This window comes from Salipiger sp. PrR003, from assembly GCF_010500785.1.
Taxonomy (GTDB): domain Bacteria; phylum Pseudomonadota; class Alphaproteobacteria; order Rhodobacterales; family Rhodobacteraceae; genus Salipiger; species Salipiger pacificus_A.
In genome coordinates this window covers 222,895-248,568 of record NZ_JAAGOV010000065.1, presented here as the reverse complement: position 1 = coordinate 248,568, position 25,674 = coordinate 222,895, and the positions used below count along the sequence as shown (strand labels likewise).

Here is a 25,674-nt window from a genome sequence, read left to right as displayed (position 1 = left end):
CACTCCAATCCTGCCCATTCAGGGGAGTGTGACACTTCAGCTTTGCTCATGTGGGACATTCTAACTTGGCGCTTACACACGTATATCGTATAAGCATGATTATGTTTAATAAATGCATTCGCGGATCAGCGAAGTCTTGTTGATATCTCTTTGACGGCGCGTCGAAGTCTTCGCATCCTGCGCACATGATGCAGCCAAGCAAAACCGTCCGCGGCGTCCTGATCGCCGTCATCGCCCTCGCGCTTGTCGCCGCGACGGTTGTTGGCGTCCGCACCGTGCAGCACGCGCTCTACTGGGCCGATCCCGCGCATCGCAACGTGACACCCGAGGCCTGGATGACCCTCGGCTACCTCGAGCGTTCACACCATCTGCCACGCCACAGCCTTGGCCCGGCACTTGGCCTCGCGCCGCAGCCCGGCGTGCCGCGCAGCCTCGAGGAAATCGCCGAGCAGCGTGGCGAGCCTGTCTCGGCGCTGCTCACCGAAGTCACCGCGCTCATCAAGGCGCAGAAGAAATGAGCGTCACCGAAAGCGGTTTCAGCGACAGCGTGCTTGCCTTGCTGCCGGAACTCGGACTGCCGATCCTTGCCGGCACGGTCATGCTCGCTTCGCTGGGCGTGCCGATGCTCCCGGGCTCCTTGATGGTGCTTGTCGCCGGAACCCTTGCCGCGGCCGGAGAACTGCCGGTGCTTGCCACGATGACAACAGTACTCTGCGCCGCGCTCCTCGGCGACCAACTCGGCTTCTTGCTCGGGCGGCTCTTCGGGCCTCAGCTTGCCCGGCGCGAGGATCCGACCCTCCGGCGCGCTCTGTCCTTGCTGGAAACCCGTGGTCCCATGGCTGTGTTCCTGACACGCTGGCTGATTGCACCGCTCGGGCCGGCGATGAATGTGGTTGCCGGTGCCGGCGGGCTGGTCTGGCCGCGCTTCCTTCTTGCCGATCTCGCCGGCGAAATTGTCTGGACTTTGGGCTACATGGCGCTCGGCGCCAGCTTCGCGCCCTTCATCCCGCAGATTGCCGAGCTGTCGAGCGACGTCACCCTTCTTCTCGCCGCGCTCGCCGTTGCGCTTGCCGCGGGTGTTCTTCTGCGCCGCCATCGGCCCAATGGGCCTCGATGAGCGGGCTTTCTGGACAAGACGCTCGCGCCTGAGCTATCTGGTCGGGAACGATCTGGAGACTTTCCAATGCATTCGCTGCTCATCCTCAATGGCCCCAACCTCAACCTGCTCGGCCTGCGCCAGCCCGAGGTCTATGGCCGCACCACCATCGCCGACGTCGAGGCGATGTGCCGCTCCCATGCCGAAGCGCTCGGCGTGGCGCTTGATTTCGCGCAGAGCAACCACGAAGGCGCGCTGATCGATGCGATCCACGCCGCCCGCGGTACCAAGGACGGCATCATCCTCAATGCCGGCGCCTACACCCACACCTCGCTGGCGCTGATGGACGCCATCAGCTCCGCCGAGGTGCCGACCATCGAGCTGCACCTGTCGAATGTGCATGCGCGCGAGGAGTTTCGCCATGTGAGCTACATCGCCAAGGTTGCGCTCGGCGTGATCTGCGGCTTCGGGCCGCGCGGCTACACGCTCGCGATGGATGCGCTGGTGTCGCACCTCGAACGCTAAGCGGATCAGCCGGGACATGCGATTGTCCCGGCCCTGCCCCAATGCGGCCACTGCCTCGCCCGGCATGATTGGCAAGAAAAAGGCGAGACAGGACATTGCACCGGCTCCGGAGCTCCTGCGGACGATCATCCTTGACGTTTGCGCCGCGAAAAAGACACAGATGTGCCCAGGAAATCGGCGCAATCTGTCGGGAAGGCGACATTTATTGATGAAATGTTCATCCTCGTTATATACTATGCGTCAAGTTAACTTCGTGGCAACGCCGAATCGAAAGGCGCCGCTTTCATCGATCAGCGTGTTCGCGATCGCCGCAGATTAGGCTTTTCTTATCTCGGCATTTCGGAAACCCGAATATGTGGCGTAAATCCCTCCGGATTTCGATGTAATTCGTACATCCTCCCGTTCGGCCCCTTCCCCTTGAACAATGGACGTTGCACACTCGGGTCGTTCCGTGAGTGGTGGCTTTGGCCATGGAACTCGAGACTGTCACTCCTCGCGATTTCGAGGCTCTGCCAGTTTCCCGGTTTTCACCGGAGCCGACTCGCCTCCGGACAATTTTGGTTCGGGTGCGTCTTGGCACTCCTGCTTCGGCACCCCTGCCTCATCCCCATTTGTTTTGGGGTGTCGGGGAAAACAGGTAGCGGAGCCGTCCCCCGGGGCGGCTCCGTGACCGTTTTGGCCCTTCGCAAGTCTCCGCGCCAGCCGCGCAACACGCGCGCCGCGCCGTCACGTTCCACCCCCTCCCGAAAAGAAAAAGGGACGCCCGAAGGCGCCCCTTTCAAGATCGGGATGCGGAGGGCGATCAGCCCTGGGCGGCCTTGGCCACCTCTGCCGCGAAATCCTCTTCCACCTTCTCGATGCCTTCACCCACCTGCAGGCGAATGAAGCCGGTGATGGTGGCGCCGGCTTCCTTGGCGGCCTGCTCGACGGTCAGGTCGGGGTTCACCACGAAGGGCTGACCCAGCAGGGTGATTTCCGCGAGGAACTTGTTCATGCGGCCGACGATCATCTTCTCGATCACGGCGTCGGGCTTGCCCGACTCGCGTGCGATGTCGATCTGAACCTGGCGCTCTTTCTCGACGATCGCCGGGTCGAGCTCGGCTTCGTTCAGCGAGGCCGGGTTCGAGGCGGCGATGTGCATCGCGACCTGACGACCGAAGTCGTCGCTGCCGCCGGTCATGGCAACCAGCACGCCGATCTGGCCGAGGCCCGCTGCGGCGGCGTTGTGCACATAGGTCGAGACGACTTCGCCTTCGATCTTGGCCATCCGGCGCAGGGTCATGTTCTCGCCGATGGTGGCGATCTTGTCGGTGATGACGTCCGACACCTTCTTGCCCTCGATGGTCGCGTCGTTCAGCGCTTCCACGCTGTCCACGGCCAGGGCGGCGCCGGCGATGTCGTTCACCATGGCCTGGAACTCGGCGTTCTTGGCAACGAAGTCGGTTTCGGCGTTCACCTCGACGGCAACACCCACGCCACCTTCGACGCGCACGGCGACGAGGCCTTCAGCAGCGGTGCGGCCCGACTTCTTGGCGGCTTTCGCGAGGCCCTTGGTGCGCAGCCAGTCGATCGCGGCGTCCATGTCGCCATCGGTCTCGGTCAGCGCCTTCTTGGCATCCATCATGCCTGCGCCGGTCATCTCGCGCAGTTCTTTCACCTGTGCAGCAGTGATCGCCATGTCGGCTCTCCTCATCTCAAATGCGGTGGGGCGGCCCTGCCCCGGGCCACCCGCTCCTGTCATGACTTCGTGACGCTTTCGCGACAGTGCACATCTGGGCGCCGATGCGCCGGTGCAGTCCCTGTCGCAAGAGCGACGTCTGCGCCCGCCCCGCAGGGCGCGGCGGGCGCGATCGGCTTACTTGCCGGCGTTTGCTTCGGCGAGCAGCTCTTCGGCCGGCGCGTCTTCGAGGGCGCCAAGGTCGACGCCTGCGGCTTCCATCTGGCCGGTCATGCCGTCCAGGGCTGCGCGGGCGACGAGGTCGCAGTAGAGCGAGATGGCGCGGGCCGCGTCATCGTTGCCGGGGATGATGTAGTCGACGCCGTCGGGCGAGCAGTTGGTGTCGACGATGGCGACAACCGGGATGCCCAGCTTGTTGGCTTCGGCCACGGCCAGCGCTTCTTTCTTCACGTCGATGACGAAGAGCATGTCGGGCAGGCCGCCCATTTCGCGGATGCCGCCGAGCGAAGCCTGAAGCTTCGTCTGGTCACGCTCCATGCCGAGGCGCTCTTTCTTGGTGAGGCCTTCTGCACCGGCTTCCATGCGCTCGTCGATGGTCTTCAGGCGCTGGATCGACTGCGAAACGGTCTGCCAGTTGGTGAGCGTGCCGCCCAGCCAGCGGTGGTTCATGTAGAATTGTGCGCACTTCTCGGCCGCTTCCGCGATCGGCTGCTGCGCCTGGCGCTTGGTGCCGACGAAGAGCACCGAACCGCCCTTGGCGACGGTCTCACGGATCGCGTTCAGAGCCGCGTCCAGCATCGGGACGGTCTGGGTGAGGTCCATGATGTGGATGCCGTTGCGCGCACCGTAGATGAACTCGCCCATGCGGGGGTTCCAGCGCTGCGTCTGGTGGCCGAAGTGCACGCCTGCTTCAAGCAGCTGGCGCATGGTGAACTCGGGAAGAGCCATGTCCGTTTTCCTTTCCGGTTTCATAAATCCTCAGCGGGGGCTCATCCTGTTGGACAACCGGTGGACGCTCGGGGATGTCTCCCCCGAAGTGCCCGACCCCGCCTGCGGCGTTCTCGTGGGCGCGCCTATATGCCTAATTGGGGTCGGGCGCAAGCCCGGCCGCCCGCATTTCATGCAAGACTTGCAAGCCATGGGTCCATCCGGGCTACCGCTCGGCTGAAAAGGAGCCTGCCCTGCCTCCTCTATATGAAGGTTGCCGGTCCTGCGAGGCGCAATGGGAGCGGCCTGCGCGCCTGGCCCTGCCCGGCCCCGGCTGTGCATGTGCGCATAGCCCCCCGTGCATCCGTCCGCCTTGCGAGAGATACTTACCATGTTAAGTACTTTGCAAGTTAAGCAACCCGAGTCCCTCTCCCATGTCCAATCCGCAGACCCAGACCCGTCTTCTCGAAGCGATGCTCGAAGCGATGCGCGAGCTGCGCACCCATTATGATGCCAGCGCGCAGGAGGTCGGCCTGACCCTCTCGCGGGCCCGCGTGGTGAGCGAACTGGCCCGGCGCGAAGGCGCGACGCAGGCCGAGCTGGCCTGCGCGCTGCGCATCGAGGCGCCGGCCCTCAAACGCCAGATCGATGCTCTGGAGGCCGCAGGCTTCATCGAGCGACGCGCCCTCGATGGCGACGCCCGCAAGCGGGCGCTGCATCTCACCGACAAGGCCCGATCGAGCCGGATCACCTGTTTCCTGGAGCGCGTACGCGACGATCTGATGGAAGGCATTTCGGCCGACGACCAGGACGCCACCCGCCGCACGCTCGAACGGATCGCGCTCAACGCAACGAAGCTGTCCTCGCAATGACCGACACCACTACACAAACGCCCCTTGCCGAACCGCCGAAGCCCGAGACCCCGGCACCGGCACCGGGCATGCCGCTGGCACGCGCCCTGCCCTATGTGGTGGCCTCGGTGATGCTGGGGATCACCCAAGGGCTCGGCCAGGGCTTCATCTCGGCCAACATGCCGCAGATCGCCGGCGACCTCGGGATCACCACGGCCCAGGCCAGCTGGTTGATGGCGGCCTACATGATCCCCCGCGCCTCGCTGACCATCCTGCTGATCAAGCTGCGCACCCAGTACGGGCTGCGGCGCTTTGCCGAGATCGGCATCGCCACCTATGTCCTCGTCGCCTTCGCCTCGGTCTGGGTCGTTGACCTGCGCTCGGCGGTGGTGCTGCAGTTCCTCTCGGGCGTCGCCGCGGCGCCGCTCTCTACGCTGGCCTTTCTCTACATCCTCGAGCCGCTGGCGCAGCAGTGGAAGCTGCGGCTCGGTCTGCCGGTTGCGTTGGTGCTGCTCACCTCCGGCGCCTCGCTGGCGCGTATCGTCTCGCCGGTGCTTATCGGCGATGGCGGACTAGCAGGCATCCATATGACCACCCTGGGGCTGTCGATGATCTGCCTGATGCTGGTCTATCTGCTGCCGCTGACCCCGGCACCGCGGGCCAAGGTGATCCAGCGCGCCGACCTGCTCAGCTTCGGGCTGATCGCTTTCGGACTCGGCGGGCTGGTGACTGGCTTCATCCTCGGGCCAATCCACTGGTGGACCGACCTGCACTGGCTGGGCTTGCTGCTTGCCGCCTCGCTGGCTGCGCTGACTGCAGCTGTGGTGATCGAGCTGCACCGCGAGGCGCCGCTGATCGACATCCGCTGGCTGCTCAGCCCGGCGATGCTGCACCTCGCCTTCACGCTCTTCCTGTTCCGGCTGCTGCTCTCCGAGCAGAGCAGCGGCGCGCCGGGCATGTTCCAGGCGCTGGGATTGGGCAATGCGCAGATGACCGGGCTCTTTACGGTGATCTGCCTGGCCACCGTCTTCGGCGCGCTGGCGTGCGTCGGCTGGATGACGCCCGGGCGCGAGCCCGCTTATCACGCCGTGGCGCTGGCGCTGATCGCGCTCGGGGCCTTTATGGATGGCGGCTCCACGCTGCAGACCCGGCCCGAGCAGATGATGCTGAGCCAGGCGCTGATTGCCTTCGCCTCGATGCTGTTCATGGCCCCCGCGATGATGAAGGGGCTGATCGCCGCGCTCAGCAAGGGTCCGAATTACCTGCTGTCCTTCGTCATCGTCTTCTTGGTGACGCAGAGCGCCGGAGGCATCCTCGGCTCGGGGCTGTTCCGCACGGTGATAAACGTGCGGCAGGCCTTTCACCTGCAGGTGCTGCGCGAGGAGTTGACCGGCACCGACCCGCTCACCACACACGCCATTGCCGCCAATATTCAGCAGCTCGCGCCGCAGATCTCCGACAGCGCGCAGCTCAAGGCGCAGGCCGTGGCGCAGCTGGCCTCGACCGCTGCGCAGCAGGCCACCGTCATGGCCTACAACGACGCCTATGTCCTCACCGGCCTTGTCGCGCTTCTCTCCCTCTGCGCGCTGGGGCTTCACCTCTTCCGCGACTGGCTGGCGGCGCGCCTGCGCCGCTCCGAGCCAGCGCTGCAAACCTCCTGACCCTCCCGAGCTAGACACATGAAGAAACTCCTCTCCCTCCCGACCCTCATCGCCACCGCCATCGGCGCCGCCGGCGTGCTGCTGCTGCTCTTCGCCTGGCACCTGCCGCCGTTTTCCGCGGCGCATCCCTCGACCGAAAATGCCTATCTGCGCGGCAAGGTCACCCAGCTCGCGCCGCAGCTCTCGGGCTATCTGTCAGAGGTCGCGGTGGGCGACTTCCAGCAGGTCCACCAAGGCGATCTCATCGCCCGGATCGACCCTGCGATCTACCGCCAGAAGCTGTCGCAGGCGCAGGCCAGTCTTGAGGCCGCGCGCGCCGCGGTGGACGTGGCCGAGCAGAGCGTGAACTCCGCCGTCGCCACCGAACATGCCTCCGAGGCCGCGCTGGCCTCGGCGCAATCGACCCTGCAGACCGCCGGGACCGACGCAGAGCGAATGACCAAGCTGCGCGACCGCGGCGTCACCTCGCAGTCGAGCGCCGACCAGACCGACCTCGCCCTGCGCCAGGCCCAGGCGGCGGTGCGCCAGGCCGAGGCACAGCTGCAGGTAAGCCGCGAGGCCACCGCCACTTCCCGGCTGCAAATCGCCGCGCGCAAGGCCGAGGTGACCAGTGCCGAGGCTGCGGTGGAATTGGCGAAGATCGACCTCGATCACACCGAGGTGCGCGCGCCCGCCGACGGGCGGCTCGGGCAGGTTTCGGCGCACGTGGGGCAATATGTGACCGCCGGTACCACGCTGGTGAGCCACGTGGGCACAGAGCTTTGGATCATCGCCAACCTCAAGGAAACGGCGCTGGCGGGCATCCGTAGCGACCAACCGGTGCGTTTTACCGTCGACGCCTTGGGAGGGCGCGCCTTCCACGGCCACGTGCAGGGCTTCTCGCCCGCCGCGGCCTCGGAGTTCAGCCTGCTGGCAGGATCGAACGCCACCGGCAACTTCACCAAGATCGCGCAGCGGCTGCCGGTGCGGATCTCGATCGACCCGGGACAGGATGCGGCGGCGCTGCGGCCGGGATACTCGGTGGAGGTCGAGGTTGAGACCGGAGACGCGGGCTGAAGCGTAGGCTCGCCGGGGGCGCTGCCCCCGACCGCCTGTGCCGGTCTCCCCTAGGGTACCTTCGCCTGCAAGAAATCCATGCGCTGGAAAGAGGAAGGGCGGCCAGTCGGGCCGCCCTTTTCTTTTCGCGGTCAGCCAAGTCTTTTCGGGCTCAGCCGAGCGCGTAGCCAGCGCCGCGGACGGTGCGCAGCGGGTCCTCGCCGCCATGAGCGCCGAGCGCCTTTCGCAGCCGGCCGATGTGGACGTCGACGGTGCGCGTGTCGACGTAGATGTCGCGCCCCCAGACCCGGTCGAGCAGCTGCTCGCGCGACCAGACACGCCCGGGCTTTTCCATGAAGGTCGACAGCAGGCGGAACTCGGTCGGGCCGAGCTTCAGCTCCTGTCCGCCGCGGGTGACGCGGTGGGTCTCGGAATCGAGCACGATGTCCTCGAACTCGAGCCGCAGGCCCGCCGCCGAGGGACGCGCTCGGCGCAGCTGTGCCTTCACCCGCGCCATCAGTTCGCGCAGGCTGTAGGGCTTGACCACGTAGTCATCGGCGCCGGTGTCGAGTCCCCGGATGCGGTTTACCTCCTCGGAGCGGGCCGAGAGCATGATCACCGGCAGGCCGCGCGTGTCGGAGCGGGTCTTGATCTGCCGGCAGACCTCGATGCCCGAGAGGTTCGGCAGCATCCAGTCGAGCACGACGACATCGGGGTTTTCCTCTTCGAGCAGCACCAGCGCCTCCTCGCCATTGCCGGCGGCGGCCACGCGGAAGCCCTCGGCCTCGAGGTTGTAACGCAGCACTTCGCGCTGCGCCGGCTCGTCCTCGACCACCAGTACGGTCGGTTGATCTGCTGCCATGACCTACCCCAGGTCCGCGCCGGAGCTGAGCGCCGGGTCGGTAGACGTGCGGTCTTCCTTGATCCGGTCCTCCTTGGGCATCGTGCCGGTGGCAAGGAAGATCACCTGCTCGGCGATGGCGGTGACGTGGTCCCCCATGCGCTCGACGTTCTTGGCGATGAAATGCAGATGCATGCACGAGGTGATGTTGCGCGGATCCTCGAGCATGAAGGTCAGGAACTCGCGGAACAGCGTGTTGTACATCTGGTCGACGTCGCGGTCGCGCTCGATCACGTCCCGGGCCAGCGCCTCGTCTCGGCGGATATAGGCATCGAGCGCGTCCTTGAGCATGTGCTCCACGTCGCGCGACATGCGCCGCAGCGCGGTGGCCGAGCCATCGATCTGCGCCAGCTGCGAGAGCACGGCGGTGCGCTTGGCCATGTTTTTCGACAGATCGCCGATGCGCTCGAGGTTCGAGGCCATGCGCATGACCGAGAGCACCACGCGCAGGTCGCGCGCGGTCGGCGCGCGCAGGGCGATCACCCGGGCGGCCTCCTCGTTGAGCAGTTCCTCGAGGGCGTCGATCGCCTTGTCCCCGGCGCGCACCTTGTCGGCCAGTTCCTCGTCGCGGGTCTCGAGCGAGAGCGCGGCGTCATGGATCGCCACCTCGACCAGCCCGCCCATCTTGAGGATCTGCGCCTGAATGGCCTCGAGATCGCGGTCGAAGGCCGAGGCGATGTGTTTCTTCAGCTCGTCGCTCATGACTTATCCGATCCGTCCGGTGATGTAGGACTCCGTGCGCGGGTCCACGGGGTTGGTGAAGATCTGGCTGGTGTCGCCATATTCCACAAGGTTGCCGAGGTGGAAAAAGGCGGTCTTCTGGCTGACGCGCGCCGCCTGCTGCATGGAGTGCGTGACGATCACCACCGAGTAGTTCTCGCGCAGCTCGTCGATCAGCTCTTCCACCTGAGAGGTCGCGATGGGGTCGAGCGCCGAGCAGGGCTCGTCCATCAGCAGCACCTCGGGCTCGGTGGCGACGGCGCGGGCGATGCACAGGCGCTGCTGCTGGCCACCCGAGAGACCGGTGCCGGGGGCGTCGAGGCGGTCTTTCACCTCGTTCCAGATGGCCCCGCGGCGCAGCGCCTTCTCGACGATCTCGTCGAGCTCGGCCTTGTTGCGGGCGAGACCGTGGATGCGCGGGCCATAGGCGACGTTGTCGTAGATCGATTTCGGGAACGGGTTTGGCTTCTGGAACACCATGCCCACCTTGGCGCGCAGCTGCACCGGGTCGACGCGCTTGTCGTAGATATCCTCGCCGTCGAGCTCTATGAGCCCCTCGACGCGGCAGATGTCGATGGTATCGTTCATCCGGTTCAGCGTGCGCAGAAAGGTGGACTTGCCGCAGCCCGACGGGCCGATGAAGGCGGTCACCGTCTTGTCGAGGATCTCGACGTTGACGTCCTTGATGGCGTGGGTGTCGCCGTAATAGACCTGCACGTCACGGGCGGAGATCTTGCTTGCGTTGGTGTCCACTTCGGTCTTCCTCAATGGCGAGTCGTACATCTTGAGTATCCTTATACCTTACCAGCGGCGCTCGAACTTGCGGCGCAACACGATGGCAACGAGGTTCATGGCGAGCAGGAACACCAGCAGCACGATGATCCCGCCCCAGGCGCGTTCGTAATAGGCCGGGTCGGCCCGCTTGGCCCATTCGTAGATCTGCGCGGGCATGGCCGAGTTCGGCGACAGGAAGCCCGAAAAGACGCCTTCGGGATAGTTGGTGGCGATATAGCCAACCATGCCGATCAGCAGCAGCGGCGCGGTTTCGCCGAGCGCCTGCGCCAGACCGATGATGGTGCCCGTCAGGATGCCGGGCATGGCCAGCGGCAGCACGTGGTGGAAGGTCGCCTGCATCTTCGACGCGCCAACGCCGAGCGCCGCATCGCGGATCGACGGCGGCACCGCCTTGAGCGCGGCACGGGTCGAGATGACGATGGTCGGCAGGGTCATCAGCGTCAGCGTAAGGCCGCCCACCAGCGGTGCCGACTGCGGCAGATGCGCGAACTGGATGAAAGCGGCAAGGCCGAGAATACCGAAGACGATCGAGGGCACCGCCGCGAGGTTGGAGATGTTCACCTCGATGAAGTCGGTGAAGCGGTTCGTGGGGGCGAATTCCTCCAGGTAGATCGAGGCGGCGACGCCGATCGGCAGCGCCAGCAGCAGCACGGTGATCATCATGAAGAGCGAGCCCAGCATCGACACGCCCAGACCGGCCTGCTCGGCGCGGCTCTCGGAGGCGTCGGCGCCGGTGATGAACTCCCAGTTGAAGCTCTTGTGGATGGTCCCCTCTGCGCGCAGCACGTCTACCAGGTCGAGGTGCGCGGCGTCGATGTTCTTGTCCTGCGCAATGCTCTCGCGGCTGACGCGGCCCTTGAGGTATCCGTCGACCCGGCTCGAGGCGAGGATCTGGAAATCCACCGTCTCGCCGACGCGGTCGGGATGGGCCAGCACCCAGTCGCGCACCTTGGCGGCGGCCGAGGCCGAGATCATCTCCTTGACGTCCTTCGCTTCCTCGAACTCGGTCTCGGCGCCGCTGTCGACAATGACCTTCCACAGCGAGTTCTGGATGAGCGGGCTGTAGCCGAAGGTCGAGACCTTGGCCATCTCGGCCGGATCGCGGTTGCCGGTCTTGTCGAGCTTGGCTTCCTCAAGATAGACCGGCACCTCGATGAAGGTCTGCTGGAAGGCGCCGACACCGTTGGCAAGGATCGAGGCCAGCAGAACCACGAGGAAGAAGACGCCCGCACCGATGGCCGCGAGGCCGTACATGCGGAAGCGCTTTTCGGAGGCATTGCGCTTCTTGGTGCGCGCGTCGACGGTCAGCAAGCCGTGCTTGGCGGGTGCCTTGCCGCCGGAATAGGTCGCGTCGGTCATCAGTCGTACTGCTCCCGGTATTTGCGCACGATGTAAAGCGCGAAGACATTGAGGCCGAGGGTCATGACGAAGAGGGTCATGCCGAGGGCGAAGGCCACCAGCGCCTCGGGCGAGGCGAAGTCCGCGTCACCGGTCAGCTGGCTGACGATCTTGGCGGTCACGGTGGTCATGGCATCGAACGGGTTGAGCGAGAGCCTTGCGGCGGCCCCTGCCCCCAGGACCACGATCATCGTCTCGCCGATCGCGCGTGAGGCGGCGAGCAGGATGGCCCCGACGATGCCCGGCAGCGCGGCGGGCAGGATCACCTGCTTGATGGTCTCGGACTTGGTCGCGCCGAGCCCGTAGGACCCGTCGCGCAGCGATTGCGGCACGGCGTTGATGATATCGTCGGACAGCGAGCTGACGAAGGGGATCAGCATGATGCCCATCACCAGCCCCGCGGTCATCACCGCCGTGCCCGCCTGCATCCAGCCCAGCCCGTCGCGGCCGAAAACCGACACCAGCAGCGGGCCGACGGTCAGCAGCGCGAAAAGGCCGTAGACGATGGTCGGGATGCCGGCGAGCAACTCGAGCGCGGGCTTGGCGACCGAGCGGAACTTCGGCCCGGCGTATTCCGACAGGTAGACCGCGGCGAAAAGTCCGATCGGCACCGAGACCAGCAGCGCGATGAGCGAGATGTAGAGCGTGCCCCAGAGCAGCGGCCAGATGCCGAGCTGCGAGCCGCCGCCGAAGCTCGGCGACCAGGTGAAGGAGCCGAAGAACTCGGACGCCGGGTAGATGCGGAAGAATTCGATGGTGTTGAAGACCAGCGACAGCACGATGCCGATGGTGGTCAGGATGGCGAGCGAGGCGGCGCCGACGAGGATGGCTCGAATGCCGCGCTCGACGGAATTGCGGGCGCGGAAATCGGGCTTGGTCTGCGCCAGCGCGAGCGCGCCGCCGAGCAGCGCAAGGCCGAGCACCACGATCGCACGCAGCAGATTGCCGGTCGCATTGGTCGCGCGGTAGCTCTGCGCCGCGGCCAGGACCTCGGGGGTGATCTCGGTGCCCACGGCGACCCCGGCGGATCCCAACGTGCCGCGGACGTCGGAACCGGTCACCGAAAGCTCGGAGGCCTCGCCCGCGCTCAGCAGCCCCTGCTCGACCGCAAGGTCGAGACCGTCGGCCACGCGCCGCACGTCGGACATCACGAGCCCGAGGGTCGATCCCTCGGGGATCGCGGTCTCGGGCAGCAGGCTGGTGGCCTTGGTGTTCACGATGAAGGGTTGCGCGATCAGCCAGACGATCAGCACGAGAAAGGCTGGCACCATCACCTTCATGGCGACGTTCCAGCCGTAGTAGCTCGGCAGCGAGTGCAGTGCGCGACGATCGTCTCCGGCGCCGGAAATGGCGCGCGCGCGCCCCGCGACATAGCCCGCGACGGCCAGCGCGAGAACGATCAGGATCAGCCAAAGAACAGGCATCGGGCCCCCAGGTTGGTTCGGTGATCACTCACCAAAAAGGAAAACGGAGGGCAGCACGCAGCCGCCCTCCGGAAATCGGACCTGCGTCCGATTACATGCTTTCGCCCATGGTCACTTCGTCAGCAACCTTGGCTTGGGTGTCGGCCAGCTCGGGGTCGGACACGAGGCCGTAGTTGGCCAGCGGGCCATCGGGGCCGGCGATCTCGTCGGCGACGAAGAATTCTGCGAATTCCTTCAGGCCGGGGATGACGCCGATGTGGGCCTTCTTGATGTAGAAGTACAGCGGACGCGACACCGGGTAGTCGCCCGAGGCGATGGTCTCGGTCGAGGGCTCGATGCCGGACATGGTCGCGACCTTGAGCTTGTCGGTGTTGTTCTCGTAGAACGCCAGGCCGAAGACGCCGACGCCGTTCGAGTTGCTGTCGATACGCGCGAGGGTCTCGGTGTAGTCGCCGTCGATGTCGACCGACTTGCCGTCGGTGCGGACCGAGATGCAGGCGCCTTCGGCGTCATCTTCGGACATGCCCGACGCGATCATGGCTTCCAGCGCGCCAGTGGCTTCGCAGCCCGCCGCCAGCACCTTCTCTTCGAAGACTTCGCGGGTGCCGTGCTTGGTGCCCGGGATGAAGGCCGCGATCTCGACGTCCGGCAGGTCGGCGTTGAACTCGGACCACTTGGTGTAGGGGTTGTCGACCAGCTCGCCGTCGACGACGACTTTCGGCGCCAGGGCGTTGTACCAGTCGGCCGGTTCGAAGGCAGTGAACTCGGGGCCGGTCTTTTGCGAGGCGAAGACGATGCCGTCGTAGCCGATGCGGACTTCGATGATGTCGGTCACGCCGGCGTCGGCGCAGGCCTTGACCTCTTTGTCCTTGATCGCGCGCGAGGCGTTCGCGATGTCGATGGTGTTCTCGCCGACACCTTCGCAGAAGCGCTTCAGGCCAGCCGAGGAGCCGCCCGATTCCACGACGGGGGTCGGGAAGTCGAAGTTCTCGCCGAAGGCTTCGGCGACGATCGAGGCGTAGGGCAGCACGGTCGACGAGCCGGCAACCTGCACATTGTCACGTGCGGCAGCAGCCGTGGCCGAAGCAGCGGCGAGCGCGAGTGCCGAAACGGCGAGTTTCACGGATTGCATAGGAATGCTCCTGTTGGGTCAGATACAGCCCCCCGGTCGGGGACCTCGAGGCGGTGCCTAGGCGTCCTGCGCAATCCTTTTGTGACACTTGCGTAACGGTTTTATGACAGTCGAGGGGGAGCAAGAAGAAAGATCACGAAAATAAGCAATATTACTAGATATTTCAATCACTTAATCAACTTATACCGATATGAGAAATTCTGCAATTTTCCGCGACGGAAGCCCGCAGGTGCAAAGCTCTCGCGGGCATACGGCAGATTTTTACACGCAGAAGCTGCGCATTCATGACAGCCCGCCGCGACAACGGGAAGCGCCTCGGCGGCGCGAGCAAAAAGGGCGGTCAGCAGAATCGCCGTAGCGGGGGTCAGGCCTCTTCGCCGCGGGGTGGGCCCGCGCGCAACGGCAGGATCACCCGAAAGGTGCTTCCCTTGCCGGGGGTGCTCTCGATGCGCAGCCGGCCGCGATGGCGGTTGACGATGTGCTTGACGATCGCCAGCCCGAGTCCCGTGCCGCCCATCTCGCGTGATCGGTGGCTGTCGACACGGTAGAAGCGCTCGGTCAGGCGCGGGATATGCAGCGGATCGAAGCCGGGGCCGGTGTCGATCACTTCGACCTCCACGCCATCGGCGCGCAGCCGGGGGTGGTAGGCGGGTGCCGAGAGCCGCAGCGTCACCTGCGCGCCCTTCCCGGAGTATTTCACCGCGTTCTCGACGAGGTTCACGAAGACCTGCCGCAGCTGGTCCGGGTCTCCGGCGATCTCGAGCGGCGTCTCGGGCAACTCGGGGATCAGCGTCACCCCGGCCTCTGCCGCCACCGGCGCGAGGCTGCTGAGCACGGAGCTCAGAAGGTCGGGCAGGTCGACAGGGTGGGTCGGGCGCACGCGTTCTTCGGCCTCGAGCCGGCTGAGCGACAGCAGATCGCCCACAAGGCGCTCCATGCGCCCGGCCTCGTTGCCCATGATCTCGAGAAAGCGCTCGCGGGCGGCGGCATCCTCGCGCGCCGGGCCGCGCAGTGTCTCGATGAACCCCAGAAGCGCGGTGAGCGGCGTGCGCAGCTCGTGGCTGACATTGGCGACGAAGTCGCGGCGCATCTGCCCCGCCTGCTCCATCTGCGTCACGTCGGCGAAGGTCAACAGCACCCCCGGCCCCTTGGACAGCGCGACGGCGCGGCACGAAACGTCGAAAGTGGTGTCCTGCCGCCCGTCGCTGGTCAGGTAACGGGTCTTGCGCGGCGCCCCGTCGCGCATCGTCCCTTCGATCGCATCGAGCAGCACCGGCTGACGCAAGACGGTGATGAAGTGGCGCTCCACGAGCCCCTCGCCCAAAAGGGCGACGGCCTCGGCGTTGGCGGCATCGATCCGCTCGTCCCAGCGGATCAGCACCGCCGGGAGTGGCATGGCAGCGATCAGATCGCGCGCCTCGGCATGCATCAGAGCGCGCTCGCCGCCTTGAGGCCGGCCTCGAAGACCTCGAGCAGTGCCTCGGGCTCCTCAAGCCCGACCGACACGCGGAAGAAGCCCTCGGAGATGCCGAGCACGGCCCGGCCCTCAGCCGTCAGTGCGCGGTGTGACGAAGACGCCGGATGCGAGAGCGTGGTGCCCACGTCGCCCAGCGTCGGGGCAAAGGCGATGCCCTGCGCCGCCTCGGTAAAGGCATTTGCCGCGGCGCGCCCGCCCTCGAGCTCGAAGCTCAGCATGTTGCCGGGGTTGCCGCGCAGCACCGATTGCGCGCGGGCGGCATCGGGGTGGTCGGCACGGCCCGGATAGAGCACCCGCGTCACGCCGGGCTTGCCGGTCAGGAAGTCCGACAGGCGCTGCGCCGTCTCCTGGCTCTGACGGAAGCGCATCGGGAAGGTCATCAGCCCGCGCTCGGCCAGCCAGCAGTCAAAGGGGCTGGCGGTCAGGCCTGCGGTGACCGCAAAGACGCGGAGGCGCTGGTTCAACTCGGGGTCCTTGGCCGCGACCCAGCCCAGCGTCACGTCGGCGTGGCCCGCAAGCAGCTTGGTCACCGAATGGATCACAATGTCCGCCCCGCGCTCGACCGGCTTGATCGCCGCGGGCGTGGTGAAGGTGTTGTCCACCGCCAGCAGCACGCCTTTGTCCCTGCAGAGCGCGGCGATGCCGTCGAGATCGGCGATGCGCAGCGTCGGGTTCGACACCAGCTCGATCAGCACCAGCTTGGTCTCGGGGCGGATCGCGGCGGCGAAGGCGTCAATGTCGGTCGGATCGGACAGAGATGTCTGGATACCCAAGCGCGGCAGATCCTCGGCCATCATCCGCAACGAGCGCCCGTAAAGCTGATCGGCCCCCAGCACGTGGTCGCCGCTCCGCAACAGGCCCAGCAGCACGGCGGTAACCGAGGCCATGCCCGAGCCCATGACGATGCCGCCGCTCATCCCTTCCAGCGCGTCGATACGCTGCGCAAGAACGTCAGCGTTGGGATGACCCTCCCGCGCGTAGGTGTAGCCGGAGGTCACGCCATTGTACTGGTCATCGAGCGAGTCCGGGCTGTCCGAGGCGTAAACCACCGCCGGCATGATCGGCGTCACAACCGCCGAGGAGACCGAGCCGGGAACGGCGATTGGGCGGATGAGCGTCTTTCGGGTGTCCATGGGGCCTCCATATTTCGGCCACAGGCTTTGCACAGCGCCCCCGCTAGGACAAGAGTGAGAATGTCGGCGACTTTCCGCCCAGGTAGGTTGGTAAACAAAGCCCAGAGAATGCCCGACTTTCACTGACAAAGGGTCGCTTTCACCTTCACAAATGGAGACAAAGATACGATTTCTGTGAGACTGTTTACTGTCACCTGTTTTACACTCATGTAAGGAGAAGTTTGCAAAAATTTGGGTTGCCTTTTGCCCAATTCTTAACACATCCTTAAGGTGTAGGTGGGGGCACCTACAACCCACAGGAGCGTCGATAGAGATGCAGAACGATCCTCTCGATGTACGCTGTAGTGAGTGTGGAAAGGCTGCTCAGTTCTTCGAGCCTTTCCGGTTTACCTGTGTCGTACGGCTCCCTGAAGTGCCGGAGAACTCCCACGTCTGGGGCCGTGTCATCGTCGAAGAACTCTTTCCCGAGCAGTTTAGCTGGGAACAACCTGCCTGCGACAAGCCGAAATTCCTGCAACCGGGAGAGACCGGCGAAGGCTACAGGCTGAACACGCGCGGCATGGTGTGGTGCAAGGCCTGCAAGACCTTCGAGGCCGCCACGATCTCTTGGCCGGAAGACGCTTTCTGGAAGCTGAACGTGAAGGGCCATGAGCTGGTTGCCCGCAATCGCGAGCACGCCGAGCAAATCCTCGGGTTCCTGCAGGAAACGCAGCGCGCCCCGAACCGGAAGCCCGCCCTGCGCGGCATTCCGACCGCCCTGCTCACCCGCCGGCTTCAACAGGAAGTCAGCAGCAGGCTGGAGCGTGCGCTGGCCACCGCGTAACGGCCAGCAACACTCTTGTCAGATGGCACAAAGCCCGGCGCGAAAGCGTCGGGCATTTTTCTGGTAGCCCTTCGCCGATTTGCGCAGGCCCTCGATGGCGGCCTCGTCGAGCTGGCGTACCACCTTGCCCGGCATGCCCATCACCAAACTGCCATCCGGGATTTCCTTGCCCTCGGGGATCAGCGCGCCCGCGCCGATCAGGCAGTTGCGGCCGATCTTCGCGCCGTTGAGGATCGTCGCACCCATCCCGATCAGGGAGTTTTCGCCGATCGTGCAGCCGTGCAGCATGGCCTTGTGGCCTATGGTGCACCCCGCGCCGATCACCAGCGGATAGCCCATGTCGGTATGGCACACGACGTTTTCCTGAATGTTGGAGCCGGCGCCGAGGCGAATCTCCTCGTTGTCGCCGCGCAGGGTACAGCCGAACCAGACCGAGCTGTCTTCTTCCAAAACGATCCTGCCGATCAAGTTGGCATCTGGCGCCACCCAGGCGCTCTCGTGCACCTCGGGGGCGACGCCGTCCAGCGCGTAGAGAGTCATTGATCGCCCTCCTCGAATTCCGCCTGCAGCGCCCGCACGTGGTTCAGCAGCCCCGGCTGCTGGGTGCGGCGCAGGCGGGTCGCGGTGATGATGCTCTTGAGCTGCGCCTCGGTCTGGTCGAGATCCTCGTTCACCAGCACGAAATCATACGAGCCCCAGTGCGAGATCTCGTCCCAGCTCTTCTGCATCCGGCGGTCGATGACATCCGCGCCATCCTGGCCGCGCGCCTCGAGCCGGCGCTTGAGTTCGGCGATCGACGGCGGCAGCAGGAAGATCGACAAGGTATGCAGCCCCAACTCGGAGTTGGTGATCTGCTGCGCGCCCTGCCAGTCGATGTCGAAAAGCACGTCCTGCCCGTCGATGATCGCATCGCGCACCGGCCCCTTGGGCGAGCCGTAGAAATTGCCGAAGACATGCGCGTGCTCGAGCATGTCGCCGTGCGACACAGCCTTCTTGAACTCGCTCTCGGTCATGAAATGGTAGTCGTCGCCATCCACCTCGCCCGGCCGGGCGTCGCGGGTGGTGGCCGAGACCGAGAAAATGATCGAGGGGTCCCAGGCGCGCAGCCGCTTTGCCAGGGTCGATTTGCCCGCGCCCGAGGGCGACGAGAGGATGATCAGGAGGCCGCGCCGTCCATTCATATTGGTCTTACTCCACGTTCTGCACTTGCTCGCGCATCTGGTCGATGACCGTCTTGAGGGTCAGGCCGATCTGCGTCAAGGCGGCGGAGCCGGATTTCGAGCAGAGCGTGTTCGCCTCCCGGTTGAATTCTTGCATCAGGAAGTCCAGCCGCCGCCCCACCGCGCCTTCGGCGGCCAGAAGCTCGCGCGCGGCGCCGATATGGGCGGTCAGCCGGTCCAGTTCCTCGGTGACGTCGGATTTAACCGCGATCAGCGCCAACTCCTGCGTCAAACGGGCCTCGTCAAACCCATGGGCCGGATCCAAGACCCGCGCAAGTTGGGCGCGCAGCCGCTCGGCCTGCTCGTCCTTGCGTGCCTCGACCGCCACAGCCGCCTGCCCCACCAGCGCCTCGACCTCCTCGAGCTGTCCGGTCAGGATCTCGGCCAGCGCCGCGCCCTCGTGGCGGCGCATCTCTCCGAATTCCGCTAAGGCCTCGCCAAAAGCCACCATCAGCTCTTCCCGGAGCGGCCCGACATCCGCCGGCGTCGCGTTGCTGCTGAGCACCCCGCGCAGGGCCACGATCTGCGCAGACGTAGAGGGCGACAGCACCAGCCCCTGCCCCGCGGCTGCGCCCTCGATCCGCGCCATCGCGGTGAGAATGCGCGTCAACACCGCCTCGTCGAGTTCCGCCGCGCTGTCCTCGCCGCCGCCCTGCACCCGCAGCGAAATCTGCACGTTGCCGCGGGCCAGCGTCTTCTGCGCGGCGGCGCGCACCAGCGGCTCGAGCCCCTCGATCCAGTCTGGCAGGCGTAGGCGCAGCTCCAACCCCTTGCCGTTGACCCCGCGCAACTCCCAGCCCCAGCGCAGCCCCGCTGTCTCGCCGCTGCGCGATGCGAAGCCGGTCATAGATTGCCGCATTTGAGCCCCTTTCAAAATCCACCCCGGGCAAATCCAACCGCCCGCTTTTCAATCGCCTATCCGTCTCGCGCCGCCCTGTCCACCCGGCAGGCCAAAGCGGACGTTAACCTTTCAGCCACAATTGGGGCGAAAACAGGTCGCATTTGAGGTAACTTCGTCTTCAATGCTCGTCAGACTGTTTCGGGGGGTACAGCCGGGCCGCGCAGATGTTACGATTGGAGTAAGCAAGATGTTCGGACTGGGTGGCAGTGGCGAAGGTGTGGTATCGATGACGGAGCGTGAACAGGAGCGGCGCCTCGCCGCCCTGCGGCAGATCGAGTCCTATTGGCGGAATCTTCTCGGCGATGACGGTCAAATCCCGCTGCGCAGCCAGATCGACCCGAGAGCCATCGAGGAAGCCCTCGAGTACGCCTTTCTCGGCGAGCGCATTGCGCCGATGCTGGCCAAGGTCCGCGTTGCGGGCACACATCTCAATAACCTCATGGGCCTCGACATGGCGGGCATGCCGCTCTCGACGCTCATCGCCCCCGAGGACCGCGAGCAACTTGGCGCCGCGGTGAGCAAACTGTTCTCCGACGGGCTGGTGATCCGGCTGCATCTCGTTGCCGAAGAGGGCTTCGGCAAGGGTCGGTTGAGCGGCGACATGTTGCTGCTGCCCTTGCGCTCGGATCTGGGCGACATGAGCCGCATGATCGGCGCGCTTGTGACCCACGGGAGAATCGGCCGCACGCCGCGACGTTTCCGGATCGAGAGCATCTCCATGCAAGCTCCGAGGCAAGGCGAGGCCGTGCCCGCCCCAGCGCCTTCGGAAAAGGCAGATCCCGCCCCGAGACCCGTGTACAAGCCAGCGCTCAAGCCCGCTGCTGCGCCCCGCGGCTTCGCAGAAGGCGCCACCCCCTTCCGCGGGGCACCGCCGAAGGAGACAAAGGAGACCAAGGACAAGCGTCCTCCCTACCTGCGCCTGATCATCTCCAACGACGACTGAGCGGGCTTTGCTCCCCGCCATACCCCTTGAGGCGCGAAAAAAAAGGCGCGGCACCCATCGGGGCCGCGCCATGTCACTCGCCAATCAGACTTCTTTGAACGCCTGCTGTCACTCCGCGGCAATCGGCATCGGCTGCATCTCCTGCAGCACCGGATGGAATTCCTTCTGCGAGCCGGCATAGGCCAGCGTTGCACGCAGCATTCCCGCCTTGGAGCCACAGTCGAAGCGGTCGCCAGAGAAGCGGAAGCCGCAGAGGCCAACCTTTCCTGCGCCGAGGGCAATGGCGTCGGTCAGCTGGATCTCTCCGCCACGACCTGCCGGCAGGCCGTCGAGTTCCGCAAAGATCGACTCGTCGAGCACGTAACGCCCGACCACTGCCTGCAGCGACGGCGCCTTGTCGGCCTCGGGTTTCTCCACCATGCCGGAGGCGCGCAGCATCTGGCCCTCGGGCTCGCCCTCCGGGACGAGCACGCCGTAGGCCGACACCTCGTCGCGCTTGACTTCCATGGTGGCGACCATGTGACCCGGTTCGCTCGTCTCATAGGCGGCGATCATCTCGGAAAGGCACCCCGGCTCGCTGATGATGAGATCGTCGGGCAGGATCACTGCCACCGGTCCCGGCAGCGCATGCTCGACCGCGCAGAGCACGGCGTGGCCCAGTCCCAGCGGCTCGGGCTGCATGACAAAGAACACCTCTTCCTGCTCGGGGTCGATCGCCGCCGCGTGCAACGTGTCTGCGATCTGGTGTTTGCCGCGCTCGCGCAGGGTTGCGCAGAGGTCCAGGTCCTGGGTCACGTAGCGCTCGATGGCCCCCTTGCTGGGGTGCGACACGAAGATCATCCTCTCGATGCCGGCGGCACGCGCCTCGTCGATGGCGAACTGCAGCAGCGGCTTGTCGAGCACCGGCAGCAATTCCTTCGGTGTTGCCTTGGTGGCGGGCAGGAAACGTGTGCCAAGGCCGGCAACGGGGAAGATCGCGGTGCGGACCTTGGACTTGCTGGTCTTGTTCTCGGGCGTGCTCACGTCGTGGTCTCCTTTCGTCAGCCCGTTCGGGGCCGAGAAGCTGATGAGGCCGCATCCTCGCTGGGGCGCCTGAGGGCGCATCCGCTGCGCTGCGGCGAATGGGTAAGAGCGTATGGCCATTTCTGGCCAGGTCAAATCCGGGCACTCACACATGAGCGGCGCACCGCCCAAGTCATTGTAATTGCGTACGTGAAGTAAACGCCCAAGCCACCAGAATGGTTCCATGCCTAAAATTTAGGCACTCGCTGAGGGTGGAAACATCCCTTTCAAGACAGGGGTTTGGCGAAAAACGCTCTCGCAGCTGCAGAAAAATCACGCGTGCAGCGGTGGCTATCGGGGAACAAAGCCCTATTGTCAGCGTTATCAAGCAAACAAAAACGGAGAGAGCCCTCAGGGCCGTCAACGATGCCATTTCGGCAGCGGCCCCTCATGTGTCATGGACGGACAGAGCATGCAAACCCCGCCCGCGCAGCCTCGCGGCCTCACCGGCCCGCGCCGCGCCACGCCCTACTCCCGCCTCACGGTGATCGGCATGGGGAGCTGGGGGACCGCCCTCGCAGCCACCGCCGCGCGTGCTGGATGCGACACCCGGATTTGGGGACGCCGCCCCGATCTCGCCCGCGCCATGGCCGAGACCGGCGAAAACACCGACCACCTGCCCGGCATCAAGCTGCCGGCCACGCTGAGGCCCACCTCGGACCTGCGCGAGGCGCTTGAAGGTACCGAGGCGGTGCTGCTGGTCACCCCGTCTCACACGCTGCGCGACGTCGCCCGCTCGATGCGGGACTTCCTGCCCGCGGGCGTCCCGCTGGCGCTCTGCTGCAAGGGCATAGAGCGCGGCACCGGCTATCTGCTGAGCCATGTGGTCGAGGAGGAGTTGCCCGGCCATCCGGTTGGCGCCCTCTCCGGCCCGACATTCGCCACCGAAACCGCGCTCGGGCACCCCACAGCCGCCACCGTAGCCTTCAACTTCAGCCACCACGACCGCATCGAGCCGGAAAAAGCGCCTGCCGCCCGGCTGGCGCTGACCATGCAGACCGATGCCTTCCGCCCCTATGTTTCCGACGATCTGGTCGGCGTCGAGGTCGGCGGCGCTGTGAAGAACGTGATTGCCATCGCGTGCGGCATGATGACCGGCGCGGGTTTCGCCGAAAACACCCGCGCCGCGCTGATCACCCGCGGCATGGACGAGATGAAATTCCTTGCCGAAGCGCTCGGCGGGCGCCGCGAGACCGTCACCGGCCTTTCCGGGGCCGGCGATCTCACCCTCACCTGCTCGTCCACCACCTCGCGCAACATGGCGCTCGGCACCCAGCTCGGGCGCGGGCTGGCGCGTGAGGAGTGTTTTGACGGCAAGCCGGTCGTCGTCGAGGGCGAGGTCAATGCGGTCTCTGTGGTCGATCTTGCACGGCGGCTCGGTGTCAGCATGCCGATCTGCGAGGCGGTGCATGCCGTCCTGCACGAGGGCGCTCCGCTCACCGCCACCTTCCAGCAGCTCTGGGCCGCCCCGATCGAGGGCGAGCCCCGCGCGCTCGATCTTTTCCTGCATCCCCACGAAGGAGACCCCGCATGAGCCTCGATACCACGAAGGCCCGAGACATCGCCACCTGCCGCTTCGTGCTGGCCACCGATCTCGACGGAACCTTCCTCGGGGGCTCCGAAGAGGACAGGAAAACGCTCTACGATTGGATCGAAGCCAACCGCGACACGGTCGGGCTGATCTTTGTCACCGGACGCGACCCGCGCTTCATCCGCGAGCTCTGCGACGGTGGCGTGCCCTGGCCCGAGTTTGTCGTGGGCGACGTCGGCACCACGATTGCCGAGGTGGTGGATGGCGAGATCCACCCCATCGAGCGGCTCGAGGAAGAGATCGCCGAGACCTGGGGCAACGCTGGCGAGACCGTCCGCGCTGCGCTTCATGGCCATCCCGGCCTGACGCTGCAGCCCACCGACTTCCGCTACCGGGTGAGCTACGATCTCGATGCAGAGGCCTACGACGGCGCGGCCCACGACAAGGTGCGCGAGATGGGCCACGATCCGTTGGTGTCTGACAACCGCTATTTCGACGTGCTCCCGCGCGGCATCTCAAAAGGGCCGTCGCTGCGGCGGCTGGTCTCGCATCTGAAGATCGAGGAACGCCGGGTGCTTGCCGCCGGGGACACGCTGAACGACCTGTCGATGCTGCAATGCGGCCTGCCCGCCGTTGCCGTTGGCGGTGCCGAGACCGCGCTTCTCAAGGAGGTGAACGCCCTGCCCCACGTGCACAAGGCCGAGCGCATCGGCGCCGCGGGCATACTCGAGGCGATCCGCACCTTCCAAATGCACGACCTTCCGAAAGGAGCCTGAGCCATGTCCAGTGATCTGGTGATCGTCTATCATCGTCAGCCCTACGAAGAAGTCGAGGTCGACGGCAAGATCGAATACCGCGAGAACAAGAGCCCGAACGGCATCGTCCCCACGCTGAAAAGTTTCTTCGGCTCGGTCGAGAAGGCTGCATGGGTCGCATGGAAAGAGGCCGAGGATCCTTCCAACCCCGGGTTTGACCGCGTGGTGGAGATCGAGGACAGCTTCGGAGAGTACACCGTCTCGCGCCTGCCACTCACCGCCGAGCAGGTACGCAGCTTCTATCACATCACTTCGAAAGAGGCGTTCTGGCCGATCCTTCACGGCTTCAAGGAGAAGTACAACTACGACCCCGTCGACTGGCCGACCTTCCGCGAAGTGAACTGGGCCTTCGCCGAGGCGGCGGCATCGGAGGCCGCGCAGGGCGCATCGGTCTGGGTACACGACTACAACCTCTGGCTGGTGCCCGGCTACCTGCGCCAGATGCGCCCCGACCTGCGCATTTCGTTCTACCACCACACCCCCTTCCCGGCCGCCGACATGTTCAACGTGCTGCCGTGGCGCGGCGAGATCATCGACTCGCTGCTGGCGGCCGATGTCGTCGGCTTCCATATCCCGCGCTATGCCGCGAACTTCCTGAGCTGCGTGCGAAGCCTGCGCGATGTCGGCAACGTACCTCGCGCCAAGGTGGCCGATGACATGATCTCGGAGGGCTCTGCCCTGTCCGACCGCACCGTGCCCACCGAGATCCACATGGATGACGGGCACATCGTGCAGCTCGGAGTGACTCCGGTGGGCGTCGACGTCGAGTACATCAAGGGGCTCGCAGGCACCGAGGACACGGACAAGCTTGCCGCCCGCTTCCGGTCCGAGATCGGCGACGGCAAGCTGCTGCTCTCGGTCGGCCGCACCGACTACACAAAGGGGGGCGCCGACCAGCTGCTTGCCTTCGAGCGCCTGCTGGAACGCCGCCCCGAGCTGCGCGGCCAGGTCCGCCTGCTCCACGTCTCGGTCCCGGCCAACCGGAACATGACCGTCTACGAGCCGATCCAGAAGGAGCTCGAAGAGATCGCCGGCCGGATCAATGGCCGCTTCGGCAGCTTTACCTTCCAGCCGGTCGCGCTGATTTCCCGCGCGATTCCCTTTGTCGAACTGGTGGCATGGTACCAAGTGGCGGATGTCGCCTGGATCACCCCGCTGGCTGACGGGATGAACCTCGTGTGCAAGGAATACGTCGCCTCGCGCAAGGATGGTGACGGCGTGCTGGTGCTCTCGGAATTCGCAGGTGCGGCAGTGGAGATGGGGGCGGCCGTGCTCACCAACCCCTGGTCGACCCGCGCCATGGATTTCGCCATCGATCTCGCGCTCGACATGCCCGAGGAAGAGCGCCGCGCCCGCATGGCCCTCCTGCGTGCGGCGGTCGAGAAGCGCGACACGCGGCATTGGGCGTCGGACCAGTTGTCGCTGCTGTCGCCGGAGAACTTCGGCAAGAAAGCCGGAAAGGGCGAGACCGCAGCCGCCTGATCCCCTTGGGACATCGCTTGATCACCCCGCCGCGACTAGCGCGCGGGGTGATTGGCGATTGCCCATGCCGGACACGGCGAGCATTCACCAAACAAGCAATCAACAAACGGAAAAGGCGGGCCCGAAAGCCCGCCTGATCGCATT

At 65.6% G+C, this 25,674-nt stretch carries 25 protein-coding genes; 11 read left to right on the top strand and 14 right to left on the bottom strand.

What is annotated here, in order from left to right; genetic code table 11:
- Window positions 1-185: 185 nt before the first annotated feature.
- The 3 genes from G0D83_RS23680 to aroQ all read left to right on the top strand — a co-directional run bounded on the left by G0D83_RS23680 (window position 186) and on the right by aroQ (window position 1,621).
- On the top strand, window positions 186-518 hold the full coding sequence (locus G0D83_RS23680; RefSeq protein WP_164197046.1) for a hypothetical protein: 333 nt from the start codon (window positions 186-188) through the stop codon (window positions 516-518).
- The gene (locus G0D83_RS23675) at window positions 515-1,117 is read left to right on the top strand and encodes a DedA family protein (RefSeq protein ID WP_164197045.1); all 603 of its coding nucleotides are present in this window, start codon (window positions 515-517) and stop codon (window positions 1,115-1,117) included. Before G0D83_RS23680 ends, G0D83_RS23675 begins: the two co-directional genes overlap by 4 nt.
- A 66-nt stretch (window positions 1,118-1,183) precedes the next feature.
- A complete protein-coding gene (aroQ, locus tag G0D83_RS23670; protein ID WP_108965541.1) occupies window positions 1,184-1,621 on the top strand; it encodes a type II 3-dehydroquinate dehydratase in 438 nt (145 codons plus the stop codon).
- Between the two features lie 802 nt (window positions 1,622-2,423).
- Here aroQ and tsf read toward each other — a convergent pair.
- Both tsf and rpsB read right to left on the bottom strand, forming a co-directional pair.
- On the bottom strand, window positions 2,424-3,299 hold the full coding sequence (gene tsf, locus G0D83_RS23665; RefSeq protein WP_164197044.1) for a translation elongation factor Ts: 876 nt from the start codon (window positions 3,297-3,299) through the stop codon (window positions 2,424-2,426).
- Between the two features lie 177 nt (window positions 3,300-3,476).
- On the bottom strand, window positions 3,477-4,247 hold the full coding sequence (rpsB, locus tag G0D83_RS23660; RefSeq protein ID WP_108965545.1) for a 30S ribosomal protein S2: 771 nt from the start codon (window positions 4,245-4,247) through the stop codon (window positions 3,477-3,479).
- Between the two features lie 413 nt (window positions 4,248-4,660).
- On the opposite strand from rpsB, the gene G0D83_RS23655 reads away from it, so the two are divergent.
- From G0D83_RS23655 to G0D83_RS23645, 3 genes are read left to right on the top strand one after another with little or no spacing between them, the layout of a single operon-like run.
- Window positions 4,661-5,098, top strand: coding sequence for a MarR family winged helix-turn-helix transcriptional regulator (locus G0D83_RS23655; RefSeq protein ID WP_164197043.1), 438 nt, complete (start codon window positions 4,661-4,663; stop codon window positions 5,096-5,098).
- On the top strand, window positions 5,095-6,738 hold the full coding sequence (locus G0D83_RS23650; RefSeq protein WP_164197042.1) for an MFS transporter: 1,644 nt from the start codon (window positions 5,095-5,097) through the stop codon (window positions 6,736-6,738). Before G0D83_RS23655 ends, G0D83_RS23650 begins: the two co-directional genes overlap by 4 nt.
- Window positions 6,739-6,756: 18 nt before the next feature.
- Complete coding sequence (locus G0D83_RS23645; protein WP_164197041.1) at window positions 6,757-7,794, top strand: HlyD family secretion protein; 1,038 nt, start codon at window positions 6,757-6,759, stop codon at window positions 7,792-7,794.
- Window positions 7,795-7,945: 151 nt separating this feature from the next.
- Here the strand turns inward: G0D83_RS23645 and phoB are convergent, their stop codons facing one another.
- From phoB to G0D83_RS23605, 8 genes are all read right to left on the bottom strand, one after another.
- A complete protein-coding gene (gene phoB, locus G0D83_RS23640; protein WP_164197040.1) occupies window positions 7,946-8,635 on the bottom strand; it encodes a phosphate regulon transcriptional regulator PhoB in 690 nt (229 codons plus the stop codon).
- 3 nt (window positions 8,636-8,638) lie between these two features.
- On the bottom strand, window positions 8,639-9,376 hold the full coding sequence (gene phoU / locus G0D83_RS23635; RefSeq protein ID WP_108965558.1) for a phosphate signaling complex protein PhoU: 738 nt from the start codon (window positions 9,374-9,376) through the stop codon (window positions 8,639-8,641).
- Between the two features lie 3 nt (window positions 9,377-9,379).
- On the bottom strand, window positions 9,380-10,177 hold the full coding sequence (gene pstB / locus G0D83_RS23630) for a phosphate ABC transporter ATP-binding protein PstB (RefSeq protein ID WP_095883750.1): 798 nt from the start codon (window positions 10,175-10,177) through the stop codon (window positions 9,380-9,382).
- A gap of 18 nt (window positions 10,178-10,195) precedes the next feature.
- A complete protein-coding gene (gene pstA / locus G0D83_RS23625) occupies window positions 10,196-11,548 on the bottom strand; it encodes a phosphate ABC transporter permease PstA (RefSeq protein ID WP_108965561.1) in 1,353 nt (450 codons plus the stop codon).
- Complete coding sequence (pstC, locus tag G0D83_RS23620) at window positions 11,548-13,011, bottom strand: phosphate ABC transporter permease subunit PstC (RefSeq protein WP_164197039.1); 1,464 nt, start codon at window positions 13,009-13,011, stop codon at window positions 11,548-11,550. The genes pstA and pstC overlap by 1 nt, the downstream gene beginning before the upstream one ends.
- A 91-nt stretch (window positions 13,012-13,102) precedes the next feature.
- On the bottom strand, window positions 13,103-14,143 hold the full coding sequence (locus G0D83_RS23615) for a substrate-binding domain-containing protein (protein WP_164197038.1): 1,041 nt from the start codon (window positions 14,141-14,143) through the stop codon (window positions 13,103-13,105).
- 364 nt (window positions 14,144-14,507) lie between these two features.
- The gene (locus G0D83_RS23610) at window positions 14,508-15,572 is read right to left on the bottom strand and encodes an ATP-binding protein (RefSeq protein WP_164197037.1); all 1,065 of its coding nucleotides are present in this window, start codon (window positions 15,570-15,572) and stop codon (window positions 14,508-14,510) included.
- A complete protein-coding gene (locus G0D83_RS23605) occupies window positions 15,572-16,753 on the bottom strand; it encodes a PLP-dependent aspartate aminotransferase family protein (protein ID WP_164197036.1) in 1,182 nt (393 codons plus the stop codon). The genes G0D83_RS23610 and G0D83_RS23605 overlap by 1 nt, the downstream gene beginning before the upstream one ends.
- A gap of 313 nt (window positions 16,754-17,066) precedes the next feature.
- Between G0D83_RS23605 and G0D83_RS23600 the strand changes: the two genes are divergently transcribed.
- Window positions 17,067-17,576: a hypothetical protein gene (locus G0D83_RS23600; RefSeq protein ID WP_203594987.1), complete on the top strand. Its 510-nt coding sequence runs from the start codon at window positions 17,067-17,069 to the stop codon at window positions 17,574-17,576.
- 18 nt (window positions 17,577-17,594) lie between these two features.
- On the opposite strand, the gene G0D83_RS23595 is transcribed toward G0D83_RS23600, so the two are convergent.
- The 3 genes from G0D83_RS23595 to G0D83_RS23585 are packed head-to-tail and all read right to left on the bottom strand — an operon-like array spanning window position 17,595 to window position 19,643.
- Window positions 17,595-18,116: a gamma carbonic anhydrase family protein gene (locus G0D83_RS23595; protein ID WP_164197035.1), complete on the bottom strand. Its 522-nt coding sequence runs from the start codon at window positions 18,114-18,116 to the stop codon at window positions 17,595-17,597.
- Window positions 18,113-18,757 carry a guanylate kinase gene (gene gmk, locus G0D83_RS23590; protein WP_164197034.1) on the bottom strand — a complete coding sequence of 215 codons (645 nt, stop codon included), beginning with the start codon at window positions 18,755-18,757 and terminating at the stop codon, window positions 18,113-18,115. Before gmk ends, G0D83_RS23595 begins: the two co-directional genes overlap by 4 nt.
- A gap of 7 nt (window positions 18,758-18,764) precedes the next feature.
- The gene (locus G0D83_RS23585) at window positions 18,765-19,643 is read right to left on the bottom strand and encodes a YicC/YloC family endoribonuclease (RefSeq protein WP_235940076.1); all 879 of its coding nucleotides are present in this window, start codon (window positions 19,641-19,643) and stop codon (window positions 18,765-18,767) included.
- 280 nt (window positions 19,644-19,923) lie between these two features.
- Between G0D83_RS23585 and G0D83_RS23580 the strand changes: the two genes are divergently transcribed.
- The gene (locus G0D83_RS23580) at window positions 19,924-20,640 is read left to right on the top strand and encodes a PAS domain-containing protein (RefSeq protein ID WP_235940074.1); all 717 of its coding nucleotides are present in this window, start codon (window positions 19,924-19,926) and stop codon (window positions 20,638-20,640) included.
- Between the two features lie 108 nt (window positions 20,641-20,748).
- On the opposite strand, the gene G0D83_RS23575 is transcribed toward G0D83_RS23580, so the two are convergent.
- Window positions 20,749-21,663 (bottom strand): UTP--glucose-1-phosphate uridylyltransferase, encoded by a 915-nt coding sequence (locus G0D83_RS23575; protein ID WP_343502334.1) that lies wholly within the window; start codon window positions 21,661-21,663, stop codon window positions 20,749-20,751.
- Between the two features lie 451 nt (window positions 21,664-22,114).
- Between G0D83_RS23575 and G0D83_RS23570 the strand changes: the two genes are divergently transcribed.
- The 3 genes from G0D83_RS23570 to ggpS are packed head-to-tail and all read left to right on the top strand — an operon-like array spanning window position 22,115 to window position 25,530.
- On the top strand, window positions 22,115-23,236 hold the full coding sequence (locus tag G0D83_RS23570) for an NAD(P)H-dependent glycerol-3-phosphate dehydrogenase (protein WP_235940072.1): 1,122 nt from the start codon (window positions 22,115-22,117) through the stop codon (window positions 23,234-23,236).
- Window positions 23,233-24,009: an HAD-IIB family hydrolase gene (locus tag G0D83_RS23565; RefSeq protein ID WP_164197031.1), complete on the top strand. Its 777-nt coding sequence runs from the start codon at window positions 23,233-23,235 to the stop codon at window positions 24,007-24,009. The genes G0D83_RS23570 and G0D83_RS23565 overlap by 4 nt, the downstream gene beginning before the upstream one ends.
- Before the next feature lie 3 nt (window positions 24,010-24,012).
- Window positions 24,013-25,530, top strand: a complete 1,518-nt coding sequence (gene ggpS / locus G0D83_RS23560) for a glucosylglycerol-phosphate synthase (RefSeq protein WP_164197030.1) — start codon at window positions 24,013-24,015, stop codon at window positions 25,528-25,530.
- The last annotated feature ends 144 nt before the right edge of the window (window positions 25,531-25,674 follow it).

Excerpts from the sequence above, each read along its gene's own strand:
- gmk (WP_164197034.1), bottom strand. The coding sequence starts at position 18,757 with ATGAATGGACGGCGCGGCCTCCTGATCATCCTCTCGTCGCCCTCGGGC.
- G0D83_RS23650 (WP_164197042.1), top strand. The coding sequence starts at position 5,095 with ATGACCGACACCACTACACAAACGCCCCTTGCCGAACCGCCGAAGCCC.
- ggpS (WP_164197030.1), top strand. The coding sequence starts at position 24,013 with ATGTCCAGTGATCTGGTGATCGTCTATCATCGTCAGCCCTACGAAGAA.
- G0D83_RS23600 (WP_203594987.1), top strand. The coding sequence starts at position 17,067 with ATGCAGAACGATCCTCTCGATGTACGCTGTAGTGAGTGTGGAAAGGCT.
- G0D83_RS23605 (WP_164197036.1), bottom strand. The coding sequence starts at position 16,753 with ATGGACACCCGAAAGACGCTCATCCGCCCAATCGCCGTTCCCGGCTCG.
- pstC (WP_164197039.1), bottom strand. The coding sequence starts at position 13,011 with ATGCCTGTTCTTTGGCTGATCCTGATCGTTCTCGCGCTGGCCGTCGCG.
- rpsB (WP_108965545.1), bottom strand. The coding sequence starts at position 4,247 with ATGGCTCTTCCCGAGTTCACCATGCGCCAGCTGCTTGAAGCAGGCGTG.
- pstA (WP_108965561.1), bottom strand. The coding sequence starts at position 11,548 with ATGACCGACGCGACCTATTCCGGCGGCAAGGCACCCGCCAAGCACGGC.
- G0D83_RS23595 (WP_164197035.1), bottom strand. The coding sequence starts at position 18,116 with ATGACTCTCTACGCGCTGGACGGCGTCGCCCCCGAGGTGCACGAGAGC.
- aroQ (WP_108965541.1), top strand. The coding sequence starts at position 1,184 with ATGCATTCGCTGCTCATCCTCAATGGCCCCAACCTCAACCTGCTCGGC.
- G0D83_RS23570 (WP_235940072.1), top strand. The coding sequence starts at position 22,115 with ATGCAAACCCCGCCCGCGCAGCCTCGCGGCCTCACCGGCCCGCGCCGC.
- pstB (WP_095883750.1), bottom strand. The coding sequence starts at position 10,177 with ATGTACGACTCGCCATTGAGGAAGACCGAAGTGGACACCAACGCAAGC.
- G0D83_RS23645 (WP_164197041.1), top strand. The coding sequence starts at position 6,757 with ATGAAGAAACTCCTCTCCCTCCCGACCCTCATCGCCACCGCCATCGGC.
- tsf (WP_164197044.1), bottom strand. The coding sequence starts at position 3,299 with ATGGCGATCACTGCTGCACAGGTGAAAGAACTGCGCGAGATGACCGGC.
- G0D83_RS23565 (WP_164197031.1), top strand. The coding sequence starts at position 23,233 with ATGAGCCTCGATACCACGAAGGCCCGAGACATCGCCACCTGCCGCTTC.
- G0D83_RS23655 (WP_164197043.1), top strand. The coding sequence starts at position 4,661 with ATGTCCAATCCGCAGACCCAGACCCGTCTTCTCGAAGCGATGCTCGAA.
- phoB (WP_164197040.1), bottom strand. The coding sequence starts at position 8,635 with ATGGCAGCAGATCAACCGACCGTACTGGTGGTCGAGGACGAGCCGGCG.
- G0D83_RS23615 (WP_164197038.1), bottom strand. The coding sequence starts at position 14,143 with ATGCAATCCGTGAAACTCGCCGTTTCGGCACTCGCGCTCGCCGCTGCT.
- phoU (WP_108965558.1), bottom strand. The coding sequence starts at position 9,376 with ATGAGCGACGAGCTGAAGAAACACATCGCCTCGGCCTTCGACCGCGAT.
- G0D83_RS23675 (WP_164197045.1), top strand. The coding sequence starts at position 515 with ATGAGCGTCACCGAAAGCGGTTTCAGCGACAGCGTGCTTGCCTTGCTG.
- G0D83_RS23585 (WP_235940076.1), bottom strand. The coding sequence starts at position 19,643 with ATGACCGGCTTCGCATCGCGCAGCGGCGAGACAGCGGGGCTGCGCTGG.
- G0D83_RS23680 (WP_164197046.1), top strand. The coding sequence starts at position 186 with ATGATGCAGCCAAGCAAAACCGTCCGCGGCGTCCTGATCGCCGTCATC.
- G0D83_RS23610 (WP_164197037.1), bottom strand. The coding sequence starts at position 15,572 with ATGCATGCCGAGGCGCGCGATCTGATCGCTGCCATGCCACTCCCGGCG.
- G0D83_RS23580 (WP_235940074.1), top strand. The coding sequence starts at position 19,924 with ATGACGGAGCGTGAACAGGAGCGGCGCCTCGCCGCCCTGCGGCAGATC.